13 protein-coding genes are annotated in these 22,724 nt (G+C 41.0%); 7 read left to right on the top strand and 6 right to left on the bottom strand.

Going from position 1 to position 22,724, the window contains the following annotated elements; all coding sequences use genetic code 11:
* Positions 1 to 59 precede the first annotated feature (59 nt).
* Both JK629_RS07545 and JK629_RS07540 read right to left on the bottom strand, forming a co-directional pair.
* Positions 60 to 1,907, bottom strand: a complete 1,848-nt coding sequence (locus JK629_RS07545) for a tetratricopeptide repeat protein (RefSeq protein WP_202337918.1) — start codon at positions 1,905 to 1,907, stop codon at positions 60 to 62.
* 177 nt (positions 1,908 to 2,084) lie between these two features.
* Positions 2,085 to 6,779, bottom strand: a complete 4,695-nt coding sequence (locus tag JK629_RS07540) for an HYR domain-containing protein (RefSeq protein WP_202337917.1) — start codon at positions 6,777 to 6,779, stop codon at positions 2,085 to 2,087.
* 294 nt (positions 6,780 to 7,073) lie between these two features.
* Between JK629_RS07540 and JK629_RS07535 the strand changes: the two genes are divergently transcribed.
* From JK629_RS07535 to JK629_RS07505, 7 genes are all read left to right on the top strand, one after another.
* Complete coding sequence (locus JK629_RS07535) at positions 7,074 to 8,537, top strand: exonuclease domain-containing protein (protein WP_202337916.1); 1,464 nt, start codon at positions 7,074 to 7,076, stop codon at positions 8,535 to 8,537.
* A 302-nt stretch (positions 8,538 to 8,839) separates the two neighbouring features.
* Positions 8,840 to 9,646 (top strand): hypothetical protein, encoded by an 807-nt coding sequence (locus JK629_RS07530; RefSeq protein WP_225626187.1) that lies wholly within the window; start codon positions 8,840 to 8,842, stop codon positions 9,644 to 9,646.
* Positions 9,646 to 10,980: an NAD(P)-binding domain-containing protein gene (locus JK629_RS07525; RefSeq protein WP_202338017.1), complete on the top strand. Its 1,335-nt coding sequence runs from the start codon at positions 9,646 to 9,648 to the stop codon at positions 10,978 to 10,980. Before JK629_RS07530 ends, JK629_RS07525 begins: the two co-directional genes overlap by 1 nt.
* An 8-nt stretch (positions 10,981 to 10,988) precedes the next feature.
* Complete coding sequence (locus JK629_RS07520) at positions 10,989 to 12,824, top strand: cytochrome c3 family protein (protein WP_202337915.1); 1,836 nt, start codon at positions 10,989 to 10,991, stop codon at positions 12,822 to 12,824.
* Positions 12,825 to 12,853: 29 nt separating this feature from the next.
* The gene (locus JK629_RS07515) at positions 12,854 to 14,248 is read left to right on the top strand and encodes a hypothetical protein (RefSeq protein WP_202337914.1); all 1,395 of its coding nucleotides are present in this window, start codon (positions 12,854 to 12,856) and stop codon (positions 14,246 to 14,248) included.
* Between the two features lie 4 nt (positions 14,249 to 14,252).
* A complete protein-coding gene (locus tag JK629_RS07510) occupies positions 14,253 to 15,848 on the top strand; it encodes a hypothetical protein (protein ID WP_202337913.1) in 1,596 nt (531 codons plus the stop codon).
* Positions 15,849 to 15,858: 10 nt separating this feature from the next.
* Positions 15,859 to 16,671 carry a GW dipeptide domain-containing protein gene (locus tag JK629_RS07505; protein ID WP_202337912.1) on the top strand — a complete coding sequence of 271 codons (813 nt, stop codon included), beginning with the start codon at positions 15,859 to 15,861 and terminating at the stop codon, positions 16,669 to 16,671.
* 1 nt (position 16,672) lies between these two features.
* Here the strand turns inward: JK629_RS07505 and ccsA are convergent, their stop codons facing one another.
* From ccsA to JK629_RS07485, 4 genes are all read right to left on the bottom strand, one after another.
* Entirely contained in the window at positions 16,673 to 19,774 is a 3,102-nt protein-coding gene (gene ccsA / locus JK629_RS15625) for a cytochrome c biogenesis protein (protein ID WP_317193692.1), read from the bottom strand.
* Positions 19,775 to 19,921: 147 nt separating this feature from the next.
* Entirely contained in the window at positions 19,922 to 20,578 is a 657-nt protein-coding gene (locus JK629_RS07495) for an HAD family hydrolase (RefSeq protein ID WP_202337911.1), read from the bottom strand.
* 65 nt (positions 20,579 to 20,643) lie between these two features.
* Entirely contained in the window at positions 20,644 to 21,684 is a 1,041-nt protein-coding gene (locus JK629_RS07490; RefSeq protein ID WP_202337910.1) for an MBL fold metallo-hydrolase, read from the bottom strand.
* On the bottom strand, positions 21,681 to 22,700 hold the full coding sequence (locus tag JK629_RS07485) for an LLM class flavin-dependent oxidoreductase (RefSeq protein ID WP_202337909.1): 1,020 nt from the start codon (positions 22,698 to 22,700) through the stop codon (positions 21,681 to 21,683). The genes JK629_RS07490 and JK629_RS07485 overlap by 4 nt, the downstream gene beginning before the upstream one ends.
* Positions 22,701 to 22,724: the final 24 nt, after the last annotated feature.

Here is a 22,724-nt window from a genome sequence, read left to right as displayed (position 1 = left end):
AAGACTGGGCGCTTCAAAAACCTATACACAACAAGTATTTTGGCCAGTCCACCATCCCATTACTCCAAATGATCTATCAGTTTTTCAAACCCTAGGATATCATCACCCATACCTATTTTTCTACGTAGTGTAGTCTTTTTAACTTCTACCTGATCGGTACTGATGCCCATAAGCGCTGCGATTTCTTTTTCAGATAGCTGCAATTTCAACATACAGCAAAAGGCCACATCGTTTTCAGACAGGTTGGGAAACATCTCTGCCAGCTGAAGGGCAAAGGCAGGATGCACCTCAATAAATTTCCCCTTAAAATATTTCCAATAATTATTTTGGCCCAAAAGATTTTTTAACTCTTTTGCCAATGCCGTAGAACTTTCAGGATTGTCCCTAGTATCTATCAATTCTATAATCTTGTTCTGTAGGTTAGACATTTCCATACTCACCTGTACCAATTCCCTTTCCTTATTTTCTAAAATGCGCTCCCGCTCCAAGCGCAGCTCCCCTTCCAGTTTATTTTTTTCCTCCAAAACATTTTTTGAAGTCTCCAAGCTTGCCACCAGTTCCTTTTGCAGTTTTAATTTGTTTCTATTAGAGCTATATAGCACCAGCCCAATGGCAAGAAGAAGAATAAAACTAAGAACCCCCAACATAAGGATATTGTCTTTTTTTGCGTTGTTTTCTGTCAACAGCTCATTGTTTCTTTTTAGCACGAGATTTCTTTCGCGCTGTAGGTCATTTTGATAGGCTTCCTGCATTTCCAATGCCTTCGCATGATTTAAGGCTGTGTTCAGGGAATCCTGTAAAAAATCCAAGCGTTCAAAAGCTTCCAATGAATTTTCCGCCATTCCGTTTTGTCCATACGTTATTACGGCCTGTTTTAAAAAGTCGATTTCATTATCGGTATTCATTTTCAGCCTTGCTTTTTTTGCGGAAGTCATTACCCTCTCAATAAGATTCAAGGCCTTTGTATACTGTTTTTGACTGTTCAAAAAATCAAGGTAACGCACACTGGTTTCCAAAAAGCGGGGTGAGCTTATTTGGTACATGCCCTCATAGGCCCCCTCGAACGCTTTTTGGGCCTGCTGTGTCTGTCCTGTAGCCACATATACTTGTGCAAGATTGCCCATAGCGATCCACATATATTCCTTTTGGTTCATTTTTCGGAAGGCATTTTCAGCCTCCTTTAAGGCTTCTTCCGCACCTTTATAGTTCTCTTCCAGTTGCAAGAGACAATCGGCATATGTCAACAAAGTAACATAATAGTTAGTGCCTTTTTCCTTGGCAAAAACCGGTAAAACTTCTTCATACAGCTCTCTGGCAAACTTAAAATCTTCATTGTTATAATAAAGGTTTGCAAGCTTTTGTTTCACCACGCTCAACTCGCGTTCGCTACCATATTGACTTAAGATAGCAATGGATTTCTTGAGATATTCCAGTGCCTTCTCGCTGTTCATCATATAATTATAATTGGAGCCCATTTCCCCATATGCCTGGCCCACACCTTCTAGATTACCCGCTTTATGGAACTGTTCAATAGCTTTTTCACTTGCCTCCAACGATTCTTCATAACGGGAACCAATACGATAGTTAATGGCTAGATTCAGATACATTTCACCGTGCTTGGAGGGGTATAAGGCAGTATATTCAAGCGCCTTTTTCATATAGTACTCTGCCGAATCGGGAACGGCGAGCTTGTTGTACTGTATGCCTAGCACACTGTAATATTTTCCTATGGTAGTATCGTGAAGTTCTGGCTTGTGTTTTAAAAGCTGACGTAAATAAAACTTGGCAGAATCCGGATTGCGTACATTGCTTTCCATTTTCTGGTGGAGTTTGCTTATTTCAGGGCTTTGTGACTGTATATTAAAATAGAGTAATAGTAAAAGTGTAGTGAGTAGTTTTGTTTTCATAGCAAGATTTGGTATACAAATATACTCTACTTCTTAGAAATTGAAGAAAAACTTTTCAAGCCCACTACCTGTTTTCTAATGAAAAGTGGTTTTTAAAAGCGCTTATATTCTTACTGAAAAAACAAACCCCCTTATGCCACTAGCACAAGGGGGTAGTATTAACACTTAAAAAAAGCTCTATTCCTTCAATAAACGTTTGGTTGTTTGACCATTTTTGCCTTTGATGATCACTACGTAGGTAGCGGCAGCAAGGTTATCAACATCCAGAGTTTTTGCGCCTGCCATACCCTTTAAGCTGTAAGATTGAACCAATCTTCCCGTTAGATCATAAATATTAGCGCTCTCAAGCTCTAAGCCCTTAGGATTGCCAATAGTTACATTGTGTTTTGCCGGGTTAGGGAACATTGTTATGCTTCCAAGGTCTTGGCTATGTTCGCCAGCACCCAGTACCGTATCTACCGTTAACTCAAAATCGCAGGTGCCCACATTGCCATACGCATCTGTTGCCGTTAGCGTGATGGTGTAAATACCGTCAGGAAGCGCCGTTCCTGGTGCTGGATCCTGCGTAGTTTCAGTAACAGGATCTGTACAGTTGTCCACGGCAGTGGCCTCACCACTTGCAAAGTAATCTGGCACAATATAGAACAGATTGCCTGCTCCAGGATCTACTGTTTGGTCTGCAGGGCAGGTTACCACAGGGGCAAGCAAGTCAACCGCCGTTACCGTAGCCATACAGGTGGCAAGGTTACCGTTATTATCTTGGCTGAACACTTGCACGGTTATTGGCGTACCGATATCTGCACAAGTAAACTCGGTGATGTCCACAGCTACCGTAAAGATACCACAGGCATCATCATTGGTCGCTATTACGTCACTTGGATCAAGAGTTGCAGTACCGTCCGCACCAATCTCAATAGTGAAGTCCTGGCACACAAGTACTGGACTCGTATTGTCCTCCACTGTTACAATTGCGGTACAGGTTTCGCTGTTTCCGTTAACGTCGGTTACAGTAAGTACTACAGTGTTGTCGCCTATGTTTGAACAATCAAATGTATCTATGTCAAGATCATAGCTTGCAATACCACAGGCATCTGTTGAGCCATTGTCTATATCTGTTCCAGCGATGGTCACTGTTCCGGTAACCGGATCAAGTTCCACGGTAATATTCTGACAGACTACTACAGGTGTAGTCACGTCTTCCACCGTTACAATGGCCGTACAGGTGCTACTGTTTCCATTCACATCGGTAACCGTTAGCACCACGTTGTTGTCACCCACGTGGGAACAGTCAAAGGTGTCCATATCAATAGTAGTTGAAGCCACACCGCATTGGTCTGTACTGCCACCGTCCACATCAGCCTCTGTGATGCTTGCATTTCCGCTTGCATCAAGCTGGATGGTAATATTCTGGCATACCGCTACTGGCGCCTCATTATCGGTCACCGTAATGGTGAAGCTGCAGCTGCTACTGTTTCCGTTTACATCGGTAGCAGTAAACTCAATGGTATTTACACCCACCGGGAACTGACTACCGCTTGGAAGACCAGCGGTCTGGACTACGGTATCAATACCACAATTGTCAAATGCTATAGGCATAGCGAAACTCGCCGTGGCGAAACAGGCACCAGGATCAGTGTTGGCCAATATGTCGGCAGGGCACGCTATTATTGGCGCAAGACTGTCTTCAACGGTAACTATTGTTGTACAGGTTGAAGTGTTTCCGTTTACATCGGTTACCGTAAGGGTCACCGTGTTCGGACCTACATCGCTACAGTCAAAATCCGTAACATCTATAGTAGTGCTCGCAATACCGCAAGCATCAGTGCTGCCGTTCTCAATATCTGCAACGGTAATACTAGCCACTCCATTAGCATCCAGTTGGATAGTAAAAGGAGCAGCGCAGTTGGCTACAGGGGCTACATTATCTTCTACCGTAACTGTAGTTGTACAGGTGGAAGTATTTCCGTTTACATCGGTTACCGTTAAGGTTACCGGGTTAGGGCCTACATCTGCACAGCTAAAGTTTGTAATATCTATAGAGGTACTCGCAATGCCACACGCATCGGTACTTCCATTTTCAATATCTGCTACCACAATGCTTGCAGCTCCGTTGGCATCCAATTGAATGGTAAAAGGTGCGGCGCAGTTGGCTACCGGGGCAACATTATCTTCTACCGTAACTGTAGTTGTACAGGTGGAAGTATTTCCGTTTACATCGGTTACCGTAAGGGTTACCGTGTTGGGACCTACATCTGCACAAGTAAAGTTTGTAATATCTATAGAGGTACTCGCAATACCACAGGCATCGGTGCTGCCGTTATCAATATCTGCTACCGAAATGCTTGCAGCTCCGTTGGCATCCAATTGGATGGTGAACGGTGCGGCACAATTGGCAACAGGTGCAACGTTGTCCTCAACTGTCACGATTGCTGTACAAGTTGAAGTGTTGCCGTTATCGTCAGTTACCAATAAAGTAACGTTATTATTTCCTACCTCTGAGCAGCTAAACGATAGACTGGAATTTTCTACTCTAGCGCTAACGGCAACATAAAGTCTTTTAACCGTACCTCCACAAGGATCGCCAAATACAGCGTTAGTTGCTGGAATGGTAAAAGAGTTATTGCCAAGTGCGTACCCTTCTACAATAGTTTGGGAATTGGTAGCATGACAAGCCCCAATGGTATAAGTACCATTGCTTCCGTTAGGAGTACCGTAACTTGCAAAATCTACCGAAGTGACTACACGGCCAGCTGGCAAGGTAATGGTAAGGTTTTGACCTTCGGCTACCTCAGCAAAGGCAGTAAATTGTTCTGTGAATTGCAGGCTTGCAACTCCACAATTATCTGTACTACCCCCGTCAACGTCTTCTGGAAGAACGATTGCATCTCCGTTTGCATCAAGCTGTACCGTTATGTTTTGGCAAACAGCGGTTGGAGCTTCGGTATCATTAACTGTTACATCGAAACTGCAGCTCGTTATGTTTCCATTTGCGTCTGTTGCCTGAAAGGTATTTGTTGTTGTACCTAGAGGGAATACGCTTCCGCTAGGTAATCCTGCTGTTTGTGTGATATTGATATTTTCAATAACAAAACTGATATCGTCCAGTGTCAAATTGAAATTCCCTAAATCATCCTGTTCTGAAAAACGTAGGCTTACCACCTGCCCGCTTAAGGTTTGAAGCAAAGCGGTAAGATCATATTGTCTAAAGTTAGGTCCAATTTGAGTACTAGGATCCCCTGGATTTGTTGAATAGACCTCTTGAATAACGTTCATAGATGCATCCACCAAGTCTACTCTAAACTCTTGGTTTGGATCTGAAAAAACTCCTGCATTATTTCGAATTCTATCATTCCAACTTACTATAGCGCTTTGCACATCAGAAGGCACCGTAAATGGTTGTGATAATAGGTGTAACCCGGGGCCGCTTTGGTCAGTAACCACATCAAAGTTACCTGATATTGGCGCTAATGCACCCGCTCCACTTATAGGTGTATAAGTACCGTCGTTTAGATAATAAGAACCGCTACCGGAATCTACAACGCTCCATCCGGAAAAGTCACCCGTTTCAAAACCACCGTTTTGGATGTATTCTGTTGTAGCTCCGCCACTGCAATTGTCGGTTGCAGATATGGTGTATGTAACAACTGCTCCACAAATTCCAAGGTCATTATTTTGAGTTATATCGCCAGGGCAAGTAATTGCGGGAGCTTCTGTATCATTAACCGTTACAGTAAAACTGCAAGAAACTGTATTGCTATCGCTATCAGTAATCTCAAAAATATTAGTAGTAATTCCTACTGGAAATACTGAACCGGGAGCAAGGCCCGCTGTTTGTATTGGAATTAATACACCATCTTCCGTATCTGTTGCGGTTACGATATAATTTATTACTGCACCACAGCTACCTGGATCGTTAGAAACAGTGATGTCTCCGGGGCAAGTAATTACTGGAGGCGCGTTTAATAAAGTTATTATCACTTGTCCATGGGACATTGTATATTCATCATTCGAACTTAAAATATTGATTTGATTAACACCACTATTAAAGGATGCTCCTCCCCCCCCAAAAAAAGGAAAGTTAGCACCACCTTGACCGCCACTGTATCCGCCGCCCCCGCCGCCGTAAGTTGTTGTAACACCACCGCCACCGCCAAAGCCGCCACCTACTTCATCACCAGCACCATAATTTACAAAGGCTTGTGGTATTGTATGAACAGTTATTCCAGGAGGAGGGTCAAAAACTCCATTATTACCCACAGTTCCATTGCCCAACAAACCTGCGCCATCACCACCTTGACCTCCCGTCGCTCCATAGCCATCAGGCCATGTGCCAGTGCCTCCTGATCCGTTTTTTCCGCTAGTACCAGTGTTTGCATTTTGGACTGTAAGACCTTCATTGGTAAGTGAAGTATGTCCTGATCCGCAACCTCCTGCTACTGCCAAAGGGGTATTATCTGCTTGAGCCACAAATGAACCACCGCCACCGCCCCAACCTGGTCGGGTGCTTCCCAAATGGCCGTGTTGACCCACTATAATTTTTAGCGTTTCTCCAGCTGTTAAAGTGAAATCGCCACTAATATTGGCAGGGTGGCCAACAGAGACTATTGGTTCATTTTGATTTCCACCCGTGGCGCCTATAACCTGAATACGATACTCTCCATTAGCTGGAACCGTCCATTCTTGAATGCCCTGTGTATTTATAGTAACCTGACCTTCTAAAGTAGTGCCTGTATAAGCTGCATTAACCTGGCTTTGCGTCGGTCCATAGCTTCCTGAAGCTCCGGCATTAGAAAAAGTGTATGTTTGTGCTTGCAATGGAAGAACTACCAATACAAATAACATCACAACAAGTGTGTGTAGATTTTTTTTCATCGATTTGGGTTTTTAGTTAAAGGCCGCTAAAATATTATTTTTTTGTTAAATTTTTTGCTAGTTGAAATGTTGGGTTACGGACTGTTCAATTACAAATTATTCAAACATCTGTTTACTAACATGTTGAAATATTCAAATCAGAAAACTTGTAATCATCATCTTACAAAAAAATAAAAAAAAGGGGGTAAAGAAACAGCAAGACCCGCTTATTAATTTGGATTATTTCCACTTAACAGGAAATAATCCACATAATTAAATAACTTTTTCTACATTTGCTTTCCCAGCAATCAAAAAATGCAATCACAACTTTTCGCAATTATAGATGTAGAAACCACTGGTGGTGGAATAGCAGGTAACCGTATTACAGAAATCTGTATTGCATTGATGAAAGAGGGCGAAGTGGTAGACAAGTACACTACACTCATCAATCCGGAGCGCGACATACCACACCACATTACAACCCTAACAGGTATTGACAATGAAATGGTTGCCGATGCCCCTCGTTTTTTTGAAGTTGCCGAAAAAATTGAAGCGTTTACACAAGACGCTATTTTTGTGGCACATAACGTAAGTTTTGACTACAATGTAATCCGCGGTGAATTTCGGCTTTTGGGACAGCATTACAATCGCAAAAAACTATGTACCGTCCGGCTTTCACGAAAGTTGATCCCCGGAATGCTTTCCTATAGTCTCGGAAGGCTCTGTAGCACTATCAATATTCCGCACCTCAACCGTCACCGTGCCGAAGGCGATGTGGATGCCACGGTGATTCTTTTTCAGCGTTTGCTTTCCTTGGATGAAGATTTCAGTATTATCAATTCCTTTTTAAACCCGCGTTCCAAACAGGCAACGCTTCCGCCGCACATTCCCGCCGAGCAGATAAACGAACTGCCTGAGGAGCCTGGCATCTATCTTTTCAAAAACCAAAAACACCAAGTGGTATATGCGGGAAAGGCGAAAAACATAAAGAAACGGGTACTCAGTCATTTTTACGATAAAAAAACAAAGGAATATCAACTGGGCCAGGAAACACATTTTATAGATTATGAGCTTACGGGGAATGAGCTCGTGGCATTGCTTGTGGAATCTGAACACATCAGAAAGCACTATCCAAAATTCAACAGGGCACAAAAATGGCCCGCCACCACCTACCAGATAATCAGTTATGTAAACCAACGCGGCATTATACAATTGGCTTTGGGAAAAACAAAGGCACTTCATGATTCCGTGAGCACCTTTTACAACCGAACCGAAGCCACCGAAAAACTGGAAGAAATCTGTGAAACTTTTAAACTGTGCCCGCGCTTTTGTACGTTACAGAGTACCTCAGAAAAATGCTCACACTACCGTATAAAAAACTGTGAGGGTATTTGTGAAGGTAATGAAAGCGTAACGGAATATAACCTAAAAGTGCAGGCTGCCGTTAAAGCCCTAAAAGAAAATAAACCCAGCTTTGCTATACAGGGAAAAGGAAGAACGAAGGACGAAATTGCCTTTGCCTTGGTAGCCGAAGGACAATACAAAGGCTTTGGTTTTTTTGACCGAAGCGAAGCCATTTGCAATATTGAGGATTACGAACCTTTTTTAAAATTGCAGACAGCAACCTATCACACCCACGCAATTATCAGGAGTCATCTTAAAAAAAATGGAGAACGCAATGTGGTTTATTTTGATGAACCGCTTCCGCTTACAACGCATAGAATAAAGGCAATTAAGAAAAAATCATCCCAAGACACTATTTTTAGTGAATGGAAATAACTCCTCAAAACTTCCAATCACCCTATCGGCCTTGCTGTAATCTTAGTTGACGGAATGGGGAATTTTAAAGCCTACACACTCCCTCATCTTCCTTCTCAATATTTACTCTCAATTTATCAGTTGAATATTTTAAATCTGATTGCGCTCGTTTTTCTTGAGATTCCTAGGAATTGTTCTATAATAATTTCCTTATATGATTATTTGCAATTCTTCGTTATTGGTTATTAGAAGTTTAATTTTTTTACTTAATTTAAACTGTTTCTTAAACCCTAACAATTAACATCTTGAAAAAATCTGTCCATATGATATATATAGGTACTATGGTATCTATTGTTGTGCTAGTAACCATTTATCTGATCTACAACGGATACAGTTATTACATTACTCCGCTAGAAGAACGCTTTTATCACCCGCAGCACGACTGGCTAAAGGCTAGCGGTCTCTTTGGTCAAGGTCTGGGTGTAATTGGCACTTTCCTCATATTATTTGGGGTTTTTATATACATATTGTATAAACGGTATAACATATTGGGAAAATGGGTACGGTTAAAATATTTGTTGGAATTCCACATTTTTCTTTGCACGCTTGGGCCCATTCTGGTGTTGTTTCACACCACCTTCAAATTTGGAGGTATTGTATCCATCGCATTTTGGTCTATGGTGGCTGTGGTTGCAAGTGGTGTAGTGGGCCGGTTTATATACATTCAAATACCCCGAACAATTGAAGGCAGGGCGTTGAGCCTTAGCGAAGTTAAAAATATGAAAACCGATATTGCCGAAGTATTGGAGAAAAAGTACAGCCTCAATCCACAAACCATACAATTGTTTATCAATTTCACGAGCGCTGAAAACGTTTCTAAAAAACCCTCCCTAACCCTGCTTAAAAATGCGCTGAAGGAAAATAATGTATCTATGGAGGAGCGGCATTCCATCATAAAAAAAGTAAAGGAAGAGCGATCGCTTTCCGGGAAGATTGCCCGATTGGAAACCATGAAAAAGTGGTTTGAATACTGGCACGTAATCCACTTGCCTTTCGCTTTAATAATGCTTTTTATTGTGATTATTCATGTGATTGTCGCATTCACCTTCGGGTATAAATGGATATTTTGATGGAAGAACAATTGATAGAGGAAATCCTTATTTATGGAATTTTATTTGTGCTTTGTGCAGGAATCATCATCTTTTATCTTCGGAAAAAAAACAAAGCTTCCAAAAAAACCTTTCAAAAGGTTGAACTCGCTAAAGAAGAAGGTCTCCACGAACCGGTTTCACTGCACCCCTATATCGACCCCAACGTTTGTATAGGCAGTGGCGCATGTGTTGCCGCTTGCCCTGAAACGGACATTTTGGGGATTGTAGACGGCAAGGCCACAGTGATAAACGCCTCCAACTGCGTAGGGCATGGGGCGTGTTTTCACGCGTGCCCTGTGGAAGCCATTTCCTTGCGAATAGGTACCGAAAAGCGTGGGGTTGATCTGCCCCATGTAAACCAAAACTTCGAAACCAATATGAAAGGCATTTATATTGCTGGAGAATTGGGTGGGATGGGCCTCATCAAAAATAGTGTGGAACAAGGGCAGCAGGCAATAGACAGTATTGTGAAAAGCAAAAAAATAGCGAAAAAGGATTGTCTCGATTTAGTTATTGTTGGTGCGGGACCTGCCGGAATTTCTGCTTCGCTGGCAGCAAAAAAAGCAGGGCTTTCCTCAATAACATTGGAACAGGATTCTTTGGGAGGAACCGTATTTACTTTCCCTCGCTCAAAAATTGTAATGACCTCGCCAATGAACCTTCCCCTTTACGGAAAGGTCAAATTGTTCAACACCTCCAAAGACGAATTATTGCAGCTTTGGAAAAAGGTAATTCAGGAACAAAACCTGCAAATAATTGAAAACACCAAGGTTGAAAATATAAATCCCCAAAAAGATGAAACCTTTAAAATTGTAACCAATACAGGTAGGGAATATGTGGCCAATCATGTTCTACTATCAATTGGGCGCCGTGGAAGTCCGAGAAAACTTGGCGTGCCCGGAGAAGACTCTCAAAAGGTCGCCTACCGTTTGCTTGAGCCTGAAGCCATTTCGGGGAAAAAGATAATGGTTGTGGGTGGGGGCGATTCGGCAATAGAGGCTGCTTTGTTATTGAGTGAAAATAACAAAGTAGTTTTATCGTACAGAAGTGAGAAATTTTCCCGGTTAAAACCCAAGAACAAAGAAAATATCCTAAAAGCAGAAGAAGATAAAATCATAAAAATTATTCTTGAGTCTAACGTAGTGAGCATTAACGAAAAGGACGTACTTTTAATGTTGAAAGATGAGACCACCCTTTCAATTGAAAACGATTTGGTTTATATTTTTGCGGGTGGCGAGCTTCCAACGCACTTTTTGGAAAAAGCCGGGGTGCAAATTACCAAGCGTTTCGGTTACATAATGAAAAAATATTAATCTTTTATGTGAAAGCAATTTCAAAACATATAATCTCTTTAATAGCAATTCTTGTCTGTTCGGTGGCTCAATCGCAGATTTCCCCAGGCGATTTATCTACTGCCCACTCGAAACTGGAGGGGATGAGCAATTGTACGCAATGCCATGAACTTGGCGCCAAAGTCACCAATCAAAAATGTTTGGACTGCCATACAGAAATCAAAAGTCTGATAAACCAAAACAAAGGATTTCATGCCAATTCAAAAGTGGAAAGCCAGGACTGCAGAAAATGCCATAGTGAACATCACGGCCGTAATTTTGAAATGATTCGGTTTGATACAAAAACCTTTAACCACAATCAAACCGGCTATGAATTGGAGGGGGCGCATAATAAGGTGGATTGCCGCCAATGCCACACACCAGAGAATATTTCGGATTCAAAATTAAAAAAGAGAAAGGGCACCTATTTGGGCCTGGACAATAAATGCCTCTCCTGCCATGAAGATTTCCACCAAGGGGCATTGCCCAACAACTGTCTTCAGTGCCACAGTATGGAAGCTTTCACTCCTGTAAAAAAGTTTGATCACGATCAGGCAGATTTTAAGCTTCGCGGCAAACACACCACCGTAGATTGTAAGGAATGCCACAAAGTAACAATTAAGAACGGGAAGGAATTTCAACAGTTTACCGGCATGCCTTTTGAAGATTGCAAATCTTGCCATAAAGATCCCCACAACAATCAGCTGCCCGGAAATTGTGCCCAATGCCATACCGAAACTTCTTTTACCACCTTGATTGGCAAAGGCAATTTTAACCATAGTCGAACCGGTTTTGATTTAAAAGGAAAGCACAAAACGGTCGATTGTTTTAGCTGCCATACCAAAACAAGCAGCCCAACCCAAGTATTTCAGGATAAAAGTGCTGTGGAGGAAAATAACTGTGTGCAATGCCATAAGGATCCACACGAAAATAAATACGGACAGGATTGTGCCAAATGCCACAGAGAAGAAAGTTTTACTGCTATGAAGGATATGGATTTCTTCGATCACTCTATTACCGACTATCCCTTAGAAGGGAAGCACATTGAAGTAGATTGCAGAAAATGCCATGTGGAAAGTTTTTCTGCCCCCATAAATTTTTCAGAATGTAAAACCTGCCATCAGGATTACCACCAGGGGGAATTTGCAGCCAATGGTGTTTCCCCGGATTGCAAGGAATGCCATACACTGGATAAAGGGTTTGGGCACACCTCCTTTACCATTTCGGACCATCAAAAATCTGATTTTCCATTGGAAGGAGCCCATTTGGCTACCCCCTGCTTTGCCTGCCATGTAGATGAAGCCAAGAACCAATGGACTTTTACTAATTTAGGAAACGAATGTATTGACTGCCATAGCAATATTCACAAAGGGTTTTTGAATGAAAAGTACATGCCAAAAAATGATTGTGCTTCCTGTCACGGCAACGAATCCTGGGACTTAATAAATTTTGACCACTCTAAAACAAATTGGCCCTTGACAGGAAAACACAACCAAGTCTCCTGTAGGAAATGTCATTTTGAAATTTCATCATCCAACGAGGTTATTTCTCAGAATTTTAGTACCTTAGATACAGATTGTGCTTCCTGCCATGATAATATTCATGGAGAAAATTTTGCGGTTAACGGAATTACCGAATGTTCCAGATGCCATGTAACCAACAGTTGGTTTCCGGAAAAATTTGATCATAATAAAACCCGTTTTCCGTTGACTGGAAAACATGAAGAAGTTGATTGTAAAGTGTGCCATGAGGTGCATAATGAAAAAGAGGCGCCTATAGTTATATATAAACTAAATAAATTGGATTGCAAAGACTGTCATTCATAACCGCCCTTTTATTTATAATAGTCCCAGTGATGGGACAGTCTCCTCACGGCACATCTCTTAAGATAGATTGTTCCCAATGCCATAACCCTGAAGGGTGGACGGTAGATTTACAGACCATTAAATTTGACCATAGCACAACCAATTTTGACTTGGAAGGCACCCACCAAGTTGCCGACTGCAAATCCTGCCATACTTCCATGGTTTTTAATGAGGCCCCCTCAGATTGTATTTCTTGTCATACCGATGTGCACAGCCAATCCGTTGGCAATGATTGCGTGCGTTGCCATACTTCCGAAAATTGGTTGGTTTTTAACATTCCTGAAATTCATGAAGAAAATGGCTTTCCACTTATTGGTTCCCATTCCAATTTAAGCTGTGTGGAATGCCATAGCAATGAAAGTAGTTTGATTTTTAATCCGCTTGGCAATGAATGTATTGAATGCCATAGGAATGATTATTTGGCGACCCAAAACCCCAATCATTCGCTTTCAGGGTTTTCACAGGACTGTATAGAATGTCATAACCCGCTCGGTTTAGGGTGGGATTCTACTGGTATAATCCACGATTTTTTTCCGCTTACCCTGGGTCACGACATTCAAGATTGTAGCCAATGCCATGACGTAACCAACTTTTCAAATATTTCGGCAGATTGTTTTTCATGCCACGACGATGATTTTGCCCAAACTACAAACCCCAATCACACAAACGCCGGATTTTCAACAGATTGTGTAGAATGCCATACCACCAATCCTGGATGGGTGCCGGCAACAATTAACCATGATTTCTTCCCCCTAACGTTGGGCCACGATGTGCAAGATTGTAATGCATGCCATATAAACGGCAATTTTAACAATACCCCCACCGATTGTTTTGCCTGTCATGACGACGATTATAACCAAACAACCAATCCAAATCACATAGCGGCAAATTTCCCGACAGACTGTGTTGTTTGCCATACTACCAATCCGGGATGGCAACCTGCGACTATCAATCACGATTTCTTTCCACTAACGTTGGGTCATGATATTCAGGATTGTAACGCTTGTCATATTAACGGAAATTATAACAATACCCCAACAGACTGTTTTGCTTGTCATGAAGACGATTATAACCAAACAACCGATCCAAATCACATAGCGGCAAATTTCCCCACTGATTGTGCCTCTTGTCATACAACCAATCCTGGGTGGACGCCTGCCACTTTTGACCACGATAATATGTATTTCCCTATATATAGTGGAAAACACGAGGGCGAATGGAACAGTTGTGTGGACTGCCATACCAATCCAAATGACTATTCTACCTTTTCTTGTTTCCTATGCCATTCCCAAGGCGAAATGGACGATGAACATGATGAGGTAAATGGTTATATCTATGAAAGTAATGCCTGTTTTGCCTGTCATCCAGATGGATCGGCAGATTAATATTATGAAACAATTTTTGTACATCATATTAACATTTGTTTATAGTACAACCTCTCTATTGGCTCAAGATGACAAAAATACCTTAATGGGTAAGGTAAGCTTTGTCACATCAAATAATGTGTATGTGAAATTTGAATCTACCGAGAAAATAAATATTGGGGAATTCCTACAGTTGAATAACCAAAACTGTTTACAGGTAACCGAAAAATCTTCTACTTCGGTGGTGTGTTCAATTGTAAATAATTGTGAAGTAAAAGTGGAGGATAGTGTTTTATATAAAATTACCGTTGAAGAAGCACCTGTTATAGTTCCCGAAGACACCATAACCGACTCCATTTCCACCCAAGTAATCCAACCAAAGGATCCTTATCCTGAAAAACAATCCATCTACAACGAAAATATCCGAGGAAGGGTTTCCGTGGCCAGTTACAATAATTTTTCAAACCTTCGGGAAGATCGCCACAGATTACAGGGAAAATTCTCACTAAACGCTAACCATATTAACGATGGGAAATTTTCAATAGAAACATATCTCGCCTATCGCAACAATGTATCGGTTCCAGAGAATTATAGGGGCCGAACCAGTATTTTTAACGTCTATAACCTCAATGCAAGATATGATGCCACGCCTACACTTTCCGTTACGCTTGGAAGAAAAATAAATCCTAAAGCCTCAACTTTTGGAGCAAATGACGGGTTACAAATTGAAAAGTACTTCGGCAACTTTTATGTGGGCGCCGTGGGCGGTTTCCGTCCGGATTTTTTCGACTATGGGTTTAATTCAGATTTACTTCAGTATGGGGGTTATTTGGGGATTGAAGGCAACACAGAAGATTATTACGGCACCACCACCGTGGGCGCAATGGAACAAACCAATGCGGGAAATACAGACAGGCGGTATATATTTTTCCAACACGCCAGTACCATTGCCAAGGTTTTTAATCTTTTCGGGTCTGCAGAAATGGATATATTTAGCAATTCGGGCAGTGAAACCCGCTTAACCAACCTTTATCTATCGGCAAGATACCGCTTTAGCAGGGCGGCCAACTTAATGGTATCTTACGATTCCAGAAAACAGATCATTTATTATGAAACCTTTCAAACTGAAATTGAACAGATACTAGATGATGACTTGGCCAGACAGGGAATCAGGATACGTTTAAATGTACGACCCGCAAAGATTATCTGGATGGGAGCTAGTTATAGCACCCGATTTCAAACTGGGGAACAAAACAAATCAGACAATATTTATGGGTATATTACCCTAACAAAAATCCCAGCGGTTGGCGGTAGATTGAATGCATCATATAATATGAATACATCCCGATATTTAAAAAGCAGTATATTTTCAGTAAGACATTCCAGAGATTTGGTAAAAAACAAACTCAACGCAGATTTTTATTACCGAATGGCAGATTATGATTACGAGAATCAACTTACACAATACAAACAAAACTACTATGGAATGGCATTAATGTACCGTATTTCCACAAGTTGGCATTTCAATATATCAGGCGAAATGTCGCAGTTTGATGATGAAAACAGCTACCGCTTTTACACCCAGCTTACCAAAAGATTTGATAGTAGAAAGAAAAAATAAACAAAAACAGATGAAATTTTATAAAGCCTTAAGCCTCGGAATTATTGCTATGTTTTTTGCGGCCTGCAACAATGGACCAAAAGTGATTACTTCAACTGAAACCTCTTCCCAAAAATACGATAGCGGGATTTTTTCCGAAGAAGGCAATGCAACCGTTGAAAACCCTCAGAAGTCCGGTGGCTTTACAGAAAATCTGCACACAGTGGTGATATCCAAAATACTTCCCACAGAAAAATATATTTACCTAAACGTAACCGAAGGGGGAAAACAGTATTGGATCGCAACGGGCAAACAGCAAGTGAATGTTGGGGAAACCTATTTCTATCGGGATGGCTTGCTAAAAACCAATTTTGAAAGTAAGGAATACAATCGGGTTTTTGATACCATCTATCTTGTTTCGAAATTTGTACCTAAGGAACACGGCGGCAATACCGGAAACTTAACAACAGACTTTACAGAAGGGTTTTTTACAAAAACAGAGGAAAGCCAAAAGGAAACTATTGCTACCCATACCGAGGATATCAAACAGCACAAAGGCTCCATAAAAATTTCAGAATTGGTTGCCAATCCTTCAGCGTATCAAGGAAAGACTGTTCAAATAACCGGAAAGGTGGTAAAAGTAAATCCTAATATTATGGAACGTAACTGGCTCCATCTTCAGGATGGCAGCAAAAATGATTTTGATCTTGTAGTCACTTCAAGCACCTTTGTTCCCGAAGGAAAAACAATTACCGTTCGTGCGGAAGTAGGCTTAAACCGAGATTTTGGTGCGGGCTATCGTTACAATTTAATTCTGGAAAAGGGAGTTATTCTGGATCAGTAAGCTACGAGAGGATTTCAAACTTTCGTTTTCTCAAATACGCTAACACACTTATTATAATTATGCAGGCTACCGCTATATATACCCAATTAGGTATTGGAACCGGATCGCCCGTTGCATAGGAGTGCAGCCCGGAGAGGTAATAATTTACCCCGTAATAGGTCATAATCACCGAGGCCAATCCAAATATAGTTGCCACATTATAGGCAAAAAGCCCACGCAATTTTGGGATTAATCGCATATGCAGAATAAAAGCATATACGAGTACGGTTACCAGGGCCCAAGTTTCCTTGGCATCCCAACCCCAATAGCGACCCCATGATTCGTTTGCCCAAACCCCGCCCAAATAGGTGCCGATACTTACCATAAATAACCCGCCAATAAGTGTGAGCTCGCTTATATAGCTCATTTCTTGAATAATTCTTTTAACACGGCCCTTATTTTTATCAGAAATAAAAATCATCAAGATTAGGTTTATCAAGCCAATAATTGCCCCTAACATTAAAAAGCCATAACTGCCCGCTTCCAGGGATACGTGAATTGTTAACCAATAAGATTTCAACACAGGCACCAAAGGGGTGATTTCCGGATCTAAAAAGCTCAAAGTAGCAACAAAAAGGATGGTACCCGCCAATACCATGGTTGCCGCTAAGCCCCCAAAGGATTTCCGGGTAAAAAGTATACCCGCCAAAGTTGTGGTCCAAGCAATATAGATCATAGATTCATAGCCGTTGCTCCAAGGTGCCCTACCGGATACATACCAGCGCATTCCAAGCCCTATGGTATGCAATACAAATCCAATTGCGACAAAAGAAAAAAGGATATAATATACCTTTTTTAAATGCCATCCCGGTTTAAATACCGACACAAACAAAAAGAACAATAGCGCTACTCCCAAAAGCATGTAAAGTCCTGCCAAGCGTGTAAAGACGTCCATTTTGTTTAACAAAATTTCAGTGTGTATTTTAGATTCCGAAGGCATTACTGCACCGCCCTTTGCAATTTGGTATCCTTTTAGTTCAGCTAATAAATGCCCAGCGTGACTATAGTCTTTCGTTTTAGTCGCCTTTTGTAGCTCACTACCATATGAATTAAAAAAGTTATTTGCAATGGTGCTATGGTTGTGGCCATCGTCATGGTTATGACTGCTGTATCCTTCCCAAGTATTATTTGGATCGTTAGGTCTAGGAATTATTTTGAGCAAGCTCCCGGAAAAAACCATGCTCAATATATTAAGGCGCTCATCTATCTTCAGCATCTCCTTGGCATACACCCCCCGGTCTATAGGCTCAAGACCGTAAATGCGCCTCACTTCCTCCTGCAGTTTATATTTGCCCTCGGCATCAAAAAAATCCTTGTAAGATGCATATTCCCCATTAACTCCCAAGAGTTTTTGGATATCTTCATGTTTGCCCAATTTAACCAATGGCACTCCGTACCAATCCTGTTTGTTTATAAACATACTGAGCAGTACTTGGTCTGCATTTAGGCCGTCCCAACTCTCCTTGCGCGATATTTTCCGAAGTATTTCGCGGGAGAGGGTGTGCATAGGTTTCATTCTTCCTTTAAAGTCCTGCACTACCACTGTGCTGAAAGCCTCTGCATGCTCTTTGGATATAGCATTTTTAATATGGGCATCATTCTGTGCATTAATTACCGAACAGAAAAAGAGGGCCATAAGAACGGAAAATGTTCCGCTTTTGGCCCTTAGGGCCTTTATTTTTTGGATTAGGCTATAAAAACGGGTGTTTTTGCTAAAGAGGGTCAAGATCATCCCCAAGGTTAAAAGGGCATACCCTATATACGAAATAATGGTTCCCCACCAATCGCTGTTTACGCTTAGATATGTTCCTTTTTCATCTCTGTCAAACGACGATTGAAAAAATCGGTATCCGCCATAGTCTAAAATATTGTTCATATAAATACGGTAATCCATATTCACATTTTCCTCGGGATCCAAGACAGTTACTTCGCTTGCATAGGAAGAGGCGCTATTGGTTCCGGGATATTTATCAATAATAAAATCGTTCAGTTTTACCGAGAACGGAACTTTTATTTCTTTGGAGCCATAGGAAACTGAAATATTCAAATCTTTAAATGAAAGATTTGATGGATTCCCCGGAAAACCTTTGTTCCCATAAAGATACGTTTCCTTGGACTCCCCATTTACGGTAATATCCATGACCACCGCCGTATTGCTTTCGTTTTTAACTTTCGCATCAGAAGATTTGATAAATGTTTTGGCACTTGGATTGAATTCTGGAAATACGAAATTATTCACCCCATCTGAGTACAACGCTCGTAAAACTAAGGGCTTATATTCTCCGCTAGGGACAAGCGTATCTTTTTGTTGGGTGGCCATAACCGTTTGGGTAAGGATACGATTGGTGAGGAGAAAAATTTCGTTATTTTCATATTTAATATTGATGGCACCGGTTTGGGGCTGGTCGCTAAAGTTGTAAAGAAGAGCTCCAATGCGTCGCGTTTGGTCTTTTTCAAGATAATATTCTTCCCTCCCATTTGCCCCAGCAATAACAAGCTTTATAATTGGCTTGCCTTCCAAACTACTAGGCTCCATTTGTTGTTGGGGGTTAGGGATAAACTCTTTTACCTCAACCGTTATCAAGTCATCTTCTATGAGATATGATTCCTTAAAATGATTATTGCCAAGGGAGGCGAACAAAACGGGTTCGTCAAAATTATAGGTAATGCCATTTTTTTGAACCTCAAACTTTAAATAGGTATCTGATGAAAGAAAGGTGTTGGCAGTTTCATTCTCACGAATATGCATCACTCCCTCAAACCCAAAATAACGGGTTACTCCTGCCCCAATCAATATTATGATTATGGAAGCGTGAAACATTAATACAGCCCATTTTCGCTGCTGCACCATACGGAATTTAAAGATGTTTACAAGGATGGTAAGGCCAAATAATAGAAGGAGCAGTTCAAACCACCAAGATTTAAAGATTACCTTTTGGGCGGCACTGGTCCCAAAATCATTTTCTATAAAGGTGGCAATTGCTATGGTAGCGGCAAATAATATAAAATATACTCCTGCCGCTCGGGTAGAGAAAAACTTCAGAAGGATTCGTTTTGGGCTCAAAGTGACATTTTTTGTATGTTAAGTTTTAAACATCAAGGTACTACAAGATATTGTTTTTTATTCAAAAAAATAAAAAAACATACCCCAGATTTCCAAGGAAAACATCCTCTATTTACTGTGCCTTCAAACGAGAAGAAATATGTACTTTTATAAAGTAACTTTAAGTTTTGAGAATAAGATATCAGAAAAACTCGTAATCACCCTATCCGCTTTGCTATAATCTTGATTGACTGAATGCGGACTTTTGAAACCAACGCAATAAATATTTGCAGCTTTGGCAGCGGCAATTCCATTGGTGGAATCCTCAATCACCATACAATGGTCTGTATGTTCCTCAGCAAGCTCGGCAGCTTTTATAAAAATCTCGGGATGGGGTTTAGAGGCTTTTAAATCGGCACCGCTAATTTTTGCCTTGAAATATTTATCAAGATCGAAGCGCTCAAAAATACGGTTGATGTTTGGCATGGAGGCAGAAGATGCCAAAACCAATGTGAGTCCGTTACTGTAATAATCTTTTATCAAGTGGTGAACACCATCCAACAGTGCAAGATCGCTATCGTTTTCAAAAAGATATTTGAAGTGTTTTCTTTTTGTTGCAACTAAATGTTCTGGACTTTCTGAAAGACTGAAATGCTCGCAAAGTGTTCTACAAATGGGCAAAGTAGCCTTTCCCGTAAAAGAATCATACATTGCTTGACTTACGTCAATCTTCATATCTTCAAACATTTTGAAGTACGCTTTGCGGTGCAGCGGTTCAGTGTCCACAATTACACCATCCATGTCAAAAAGTACAGCTTTTAGCATTCTTTATTTTTTTTGCGAAGGTACTATAGATTGTTGGATTATTCGAATATGAACTAATTGCCTTCTTAAATGTCTTTCCACCATTGCGAAAATTGTTGTGGAAAGTGATCTAGCTGGACAGGCTCGCCAATGCACGGCGTTACCAATGGAAAGTTTATTGATTTATTTAATTCATATATTTTATTTAAAGGTTCATCCCAAGCGTGGAGTGCTAATGCAAACTTAGCTGAATGCACCGGAAACAATTGCTTTGCACGTAAATCTTGTGCAGCTTGAAGTACTTCTTCTGGCAACATGTGAATATAATGCCATGCCAAATTGTACTGCCCGTTCTCCAAAATCGCCAAATCGAACGGACCAAATTTATTTCCTATTTCCTTAAAATGGGTATCATAGCCACTATCGCCGCCCAGAAATAAATTGTAATTTTCCGTTTGAAGAATAAAGGAAAGCCACAGGGTATTGTTTCTTTTAAAACCCCTTCCAGAAAAATGGCGCGCCGAAGTTGTATTTAAGGTAATATCATTTTCCAGCTCCAAGGTTTCGTTCCAATCTAGTTCCACAACAGATTCAGCAGGATAACCCCAAGCTTCAAAATGTGATCCAACGCCCAATCCAGTAATGATTTGCTTCACTTTTGGCTTAAGCCTTTTAATGGTTTTGTAATCCAAATGATCGTAATGATCATGCGAAATAAGCAGGTAATCGATATTAGGGAGGTCTTCTACTGCGTAATGATTGCTCCCCTTGAAAGGTTTGTTGGTTTGTGGAATGGGCGAGGCGCTGTTACTGAAAACGGGATCAACCAAAAAGCGTTTGCCGCTGAATTGCAGATAATAGGAAGAATGACCAAACCACACCAATAAATCGGTTTCCACCGGAAGTGCTTGTAAATCTGTTTTTAAAAAAGTAATGGGCTTTGGGGGTTTTAGACCTTTTGGTTTTCTGAAAAGAAAATCGAACATTACTTTTCCAAAATTATATCCTTTTGCCAACTGAGGTGTTTCGTGTATATTTTGAAATGCGCCGTTGCCGTAATTAGGCGAATTTTGGATACGTTGTAAGCGCCTTCCTGATGGAGATTTTCCCAATGGAGAATATATCATGACCCAATATTTGCATTAATTTGCGATAAAAGTTCAAACGATCGTAAACGTGCTATTTGGTCGTAAATATGTGCTACGGCAATAATTTCATTAACGCTAGTTTCTGTTAGAAAAGCAAGAATCTTTTTTTGCACCGTTTCCTTACTTCCAATAAAGGTATACTGCATCATATGTGAAATATGCGCTTCTTCCATTGAATTCCAGAGTCCGTCCATGCTTTTTACCGGTGGCGGAAGTGGCTGGCGTGTATTACGGATTACGTTGAGCATAAAAAGTTTCATACTCGTTGCAAGGTATTCAGCTTCCTCATCGGTATCTGCAACCACAATATTTACACAAGCCATAGCATATGGTTTGATGAGCTGTTTTGATGCCTCAAAATTTGAATGATATAAGAGTAGTGCATCGTGTAAATGTGTAGGTGCAAAATGGCTAGCAAAGGCATAAGGCAACCCTAATGACCCTGCGAGCTGTGCGCTATAAGTGCTAGATCCCAGAAGGTATAAAGGCACTTCCAATCCTTCGCCAGGAATGGCACGTACAGCATTTTTATTAATGTTTTTTGAAAAATATCTTTCCAGTTCCTGCACATCTTGAGGGAAATCATTTACCGTTTCCTGACGATCACGCCTTAAGGCACGAGCAGTAAGCTGATCAGTTCCCGGAGCTCGACCCAGGCCTAAATCTATTCGGTTGGGGTAAAGGGTGGCCAGGGTCCCAAATTGTTCGGCAATTACTAAAGGCGCATGGTTTGGTAACATTACACCACCCGATCCTACGCGAATGCTTTTTGTGCCTTGTGCTACATAACCAATTAGCAAAGATGTAGCAGAACTAACCAAACTTTCTGCATTGTGGTGTTCAGATATCCAAAATCTTTTATAACCAAAATCTTCAGCATGCTGTGCCAGCGCCAGGCTATTCTCCATAGCAACTTTATGGGTGCTTCCCTGCATTACGGGAACCAAATCAAGTATGGAAAAAGGAGTGTGTTTCAAATTTTCTTCTTTATTCATTTTAAAATTATGATAATCTGATTG

It is taken from the genome of Aequorivita iocasae (assembly GCF_016757735.1).
Taxonomy (GTDB): Bacteria; Bacteroidota; Bacteroidia; order Flavobacteriales; family Flavobacteriaceae; genus Aequorivita; species Aequorivita iocasae.
The sequence above is the reverse complement of the archived record's forward strand: the minus strand, read 5'-3'. Positions and strand labels throughout refer to the sequence as shown.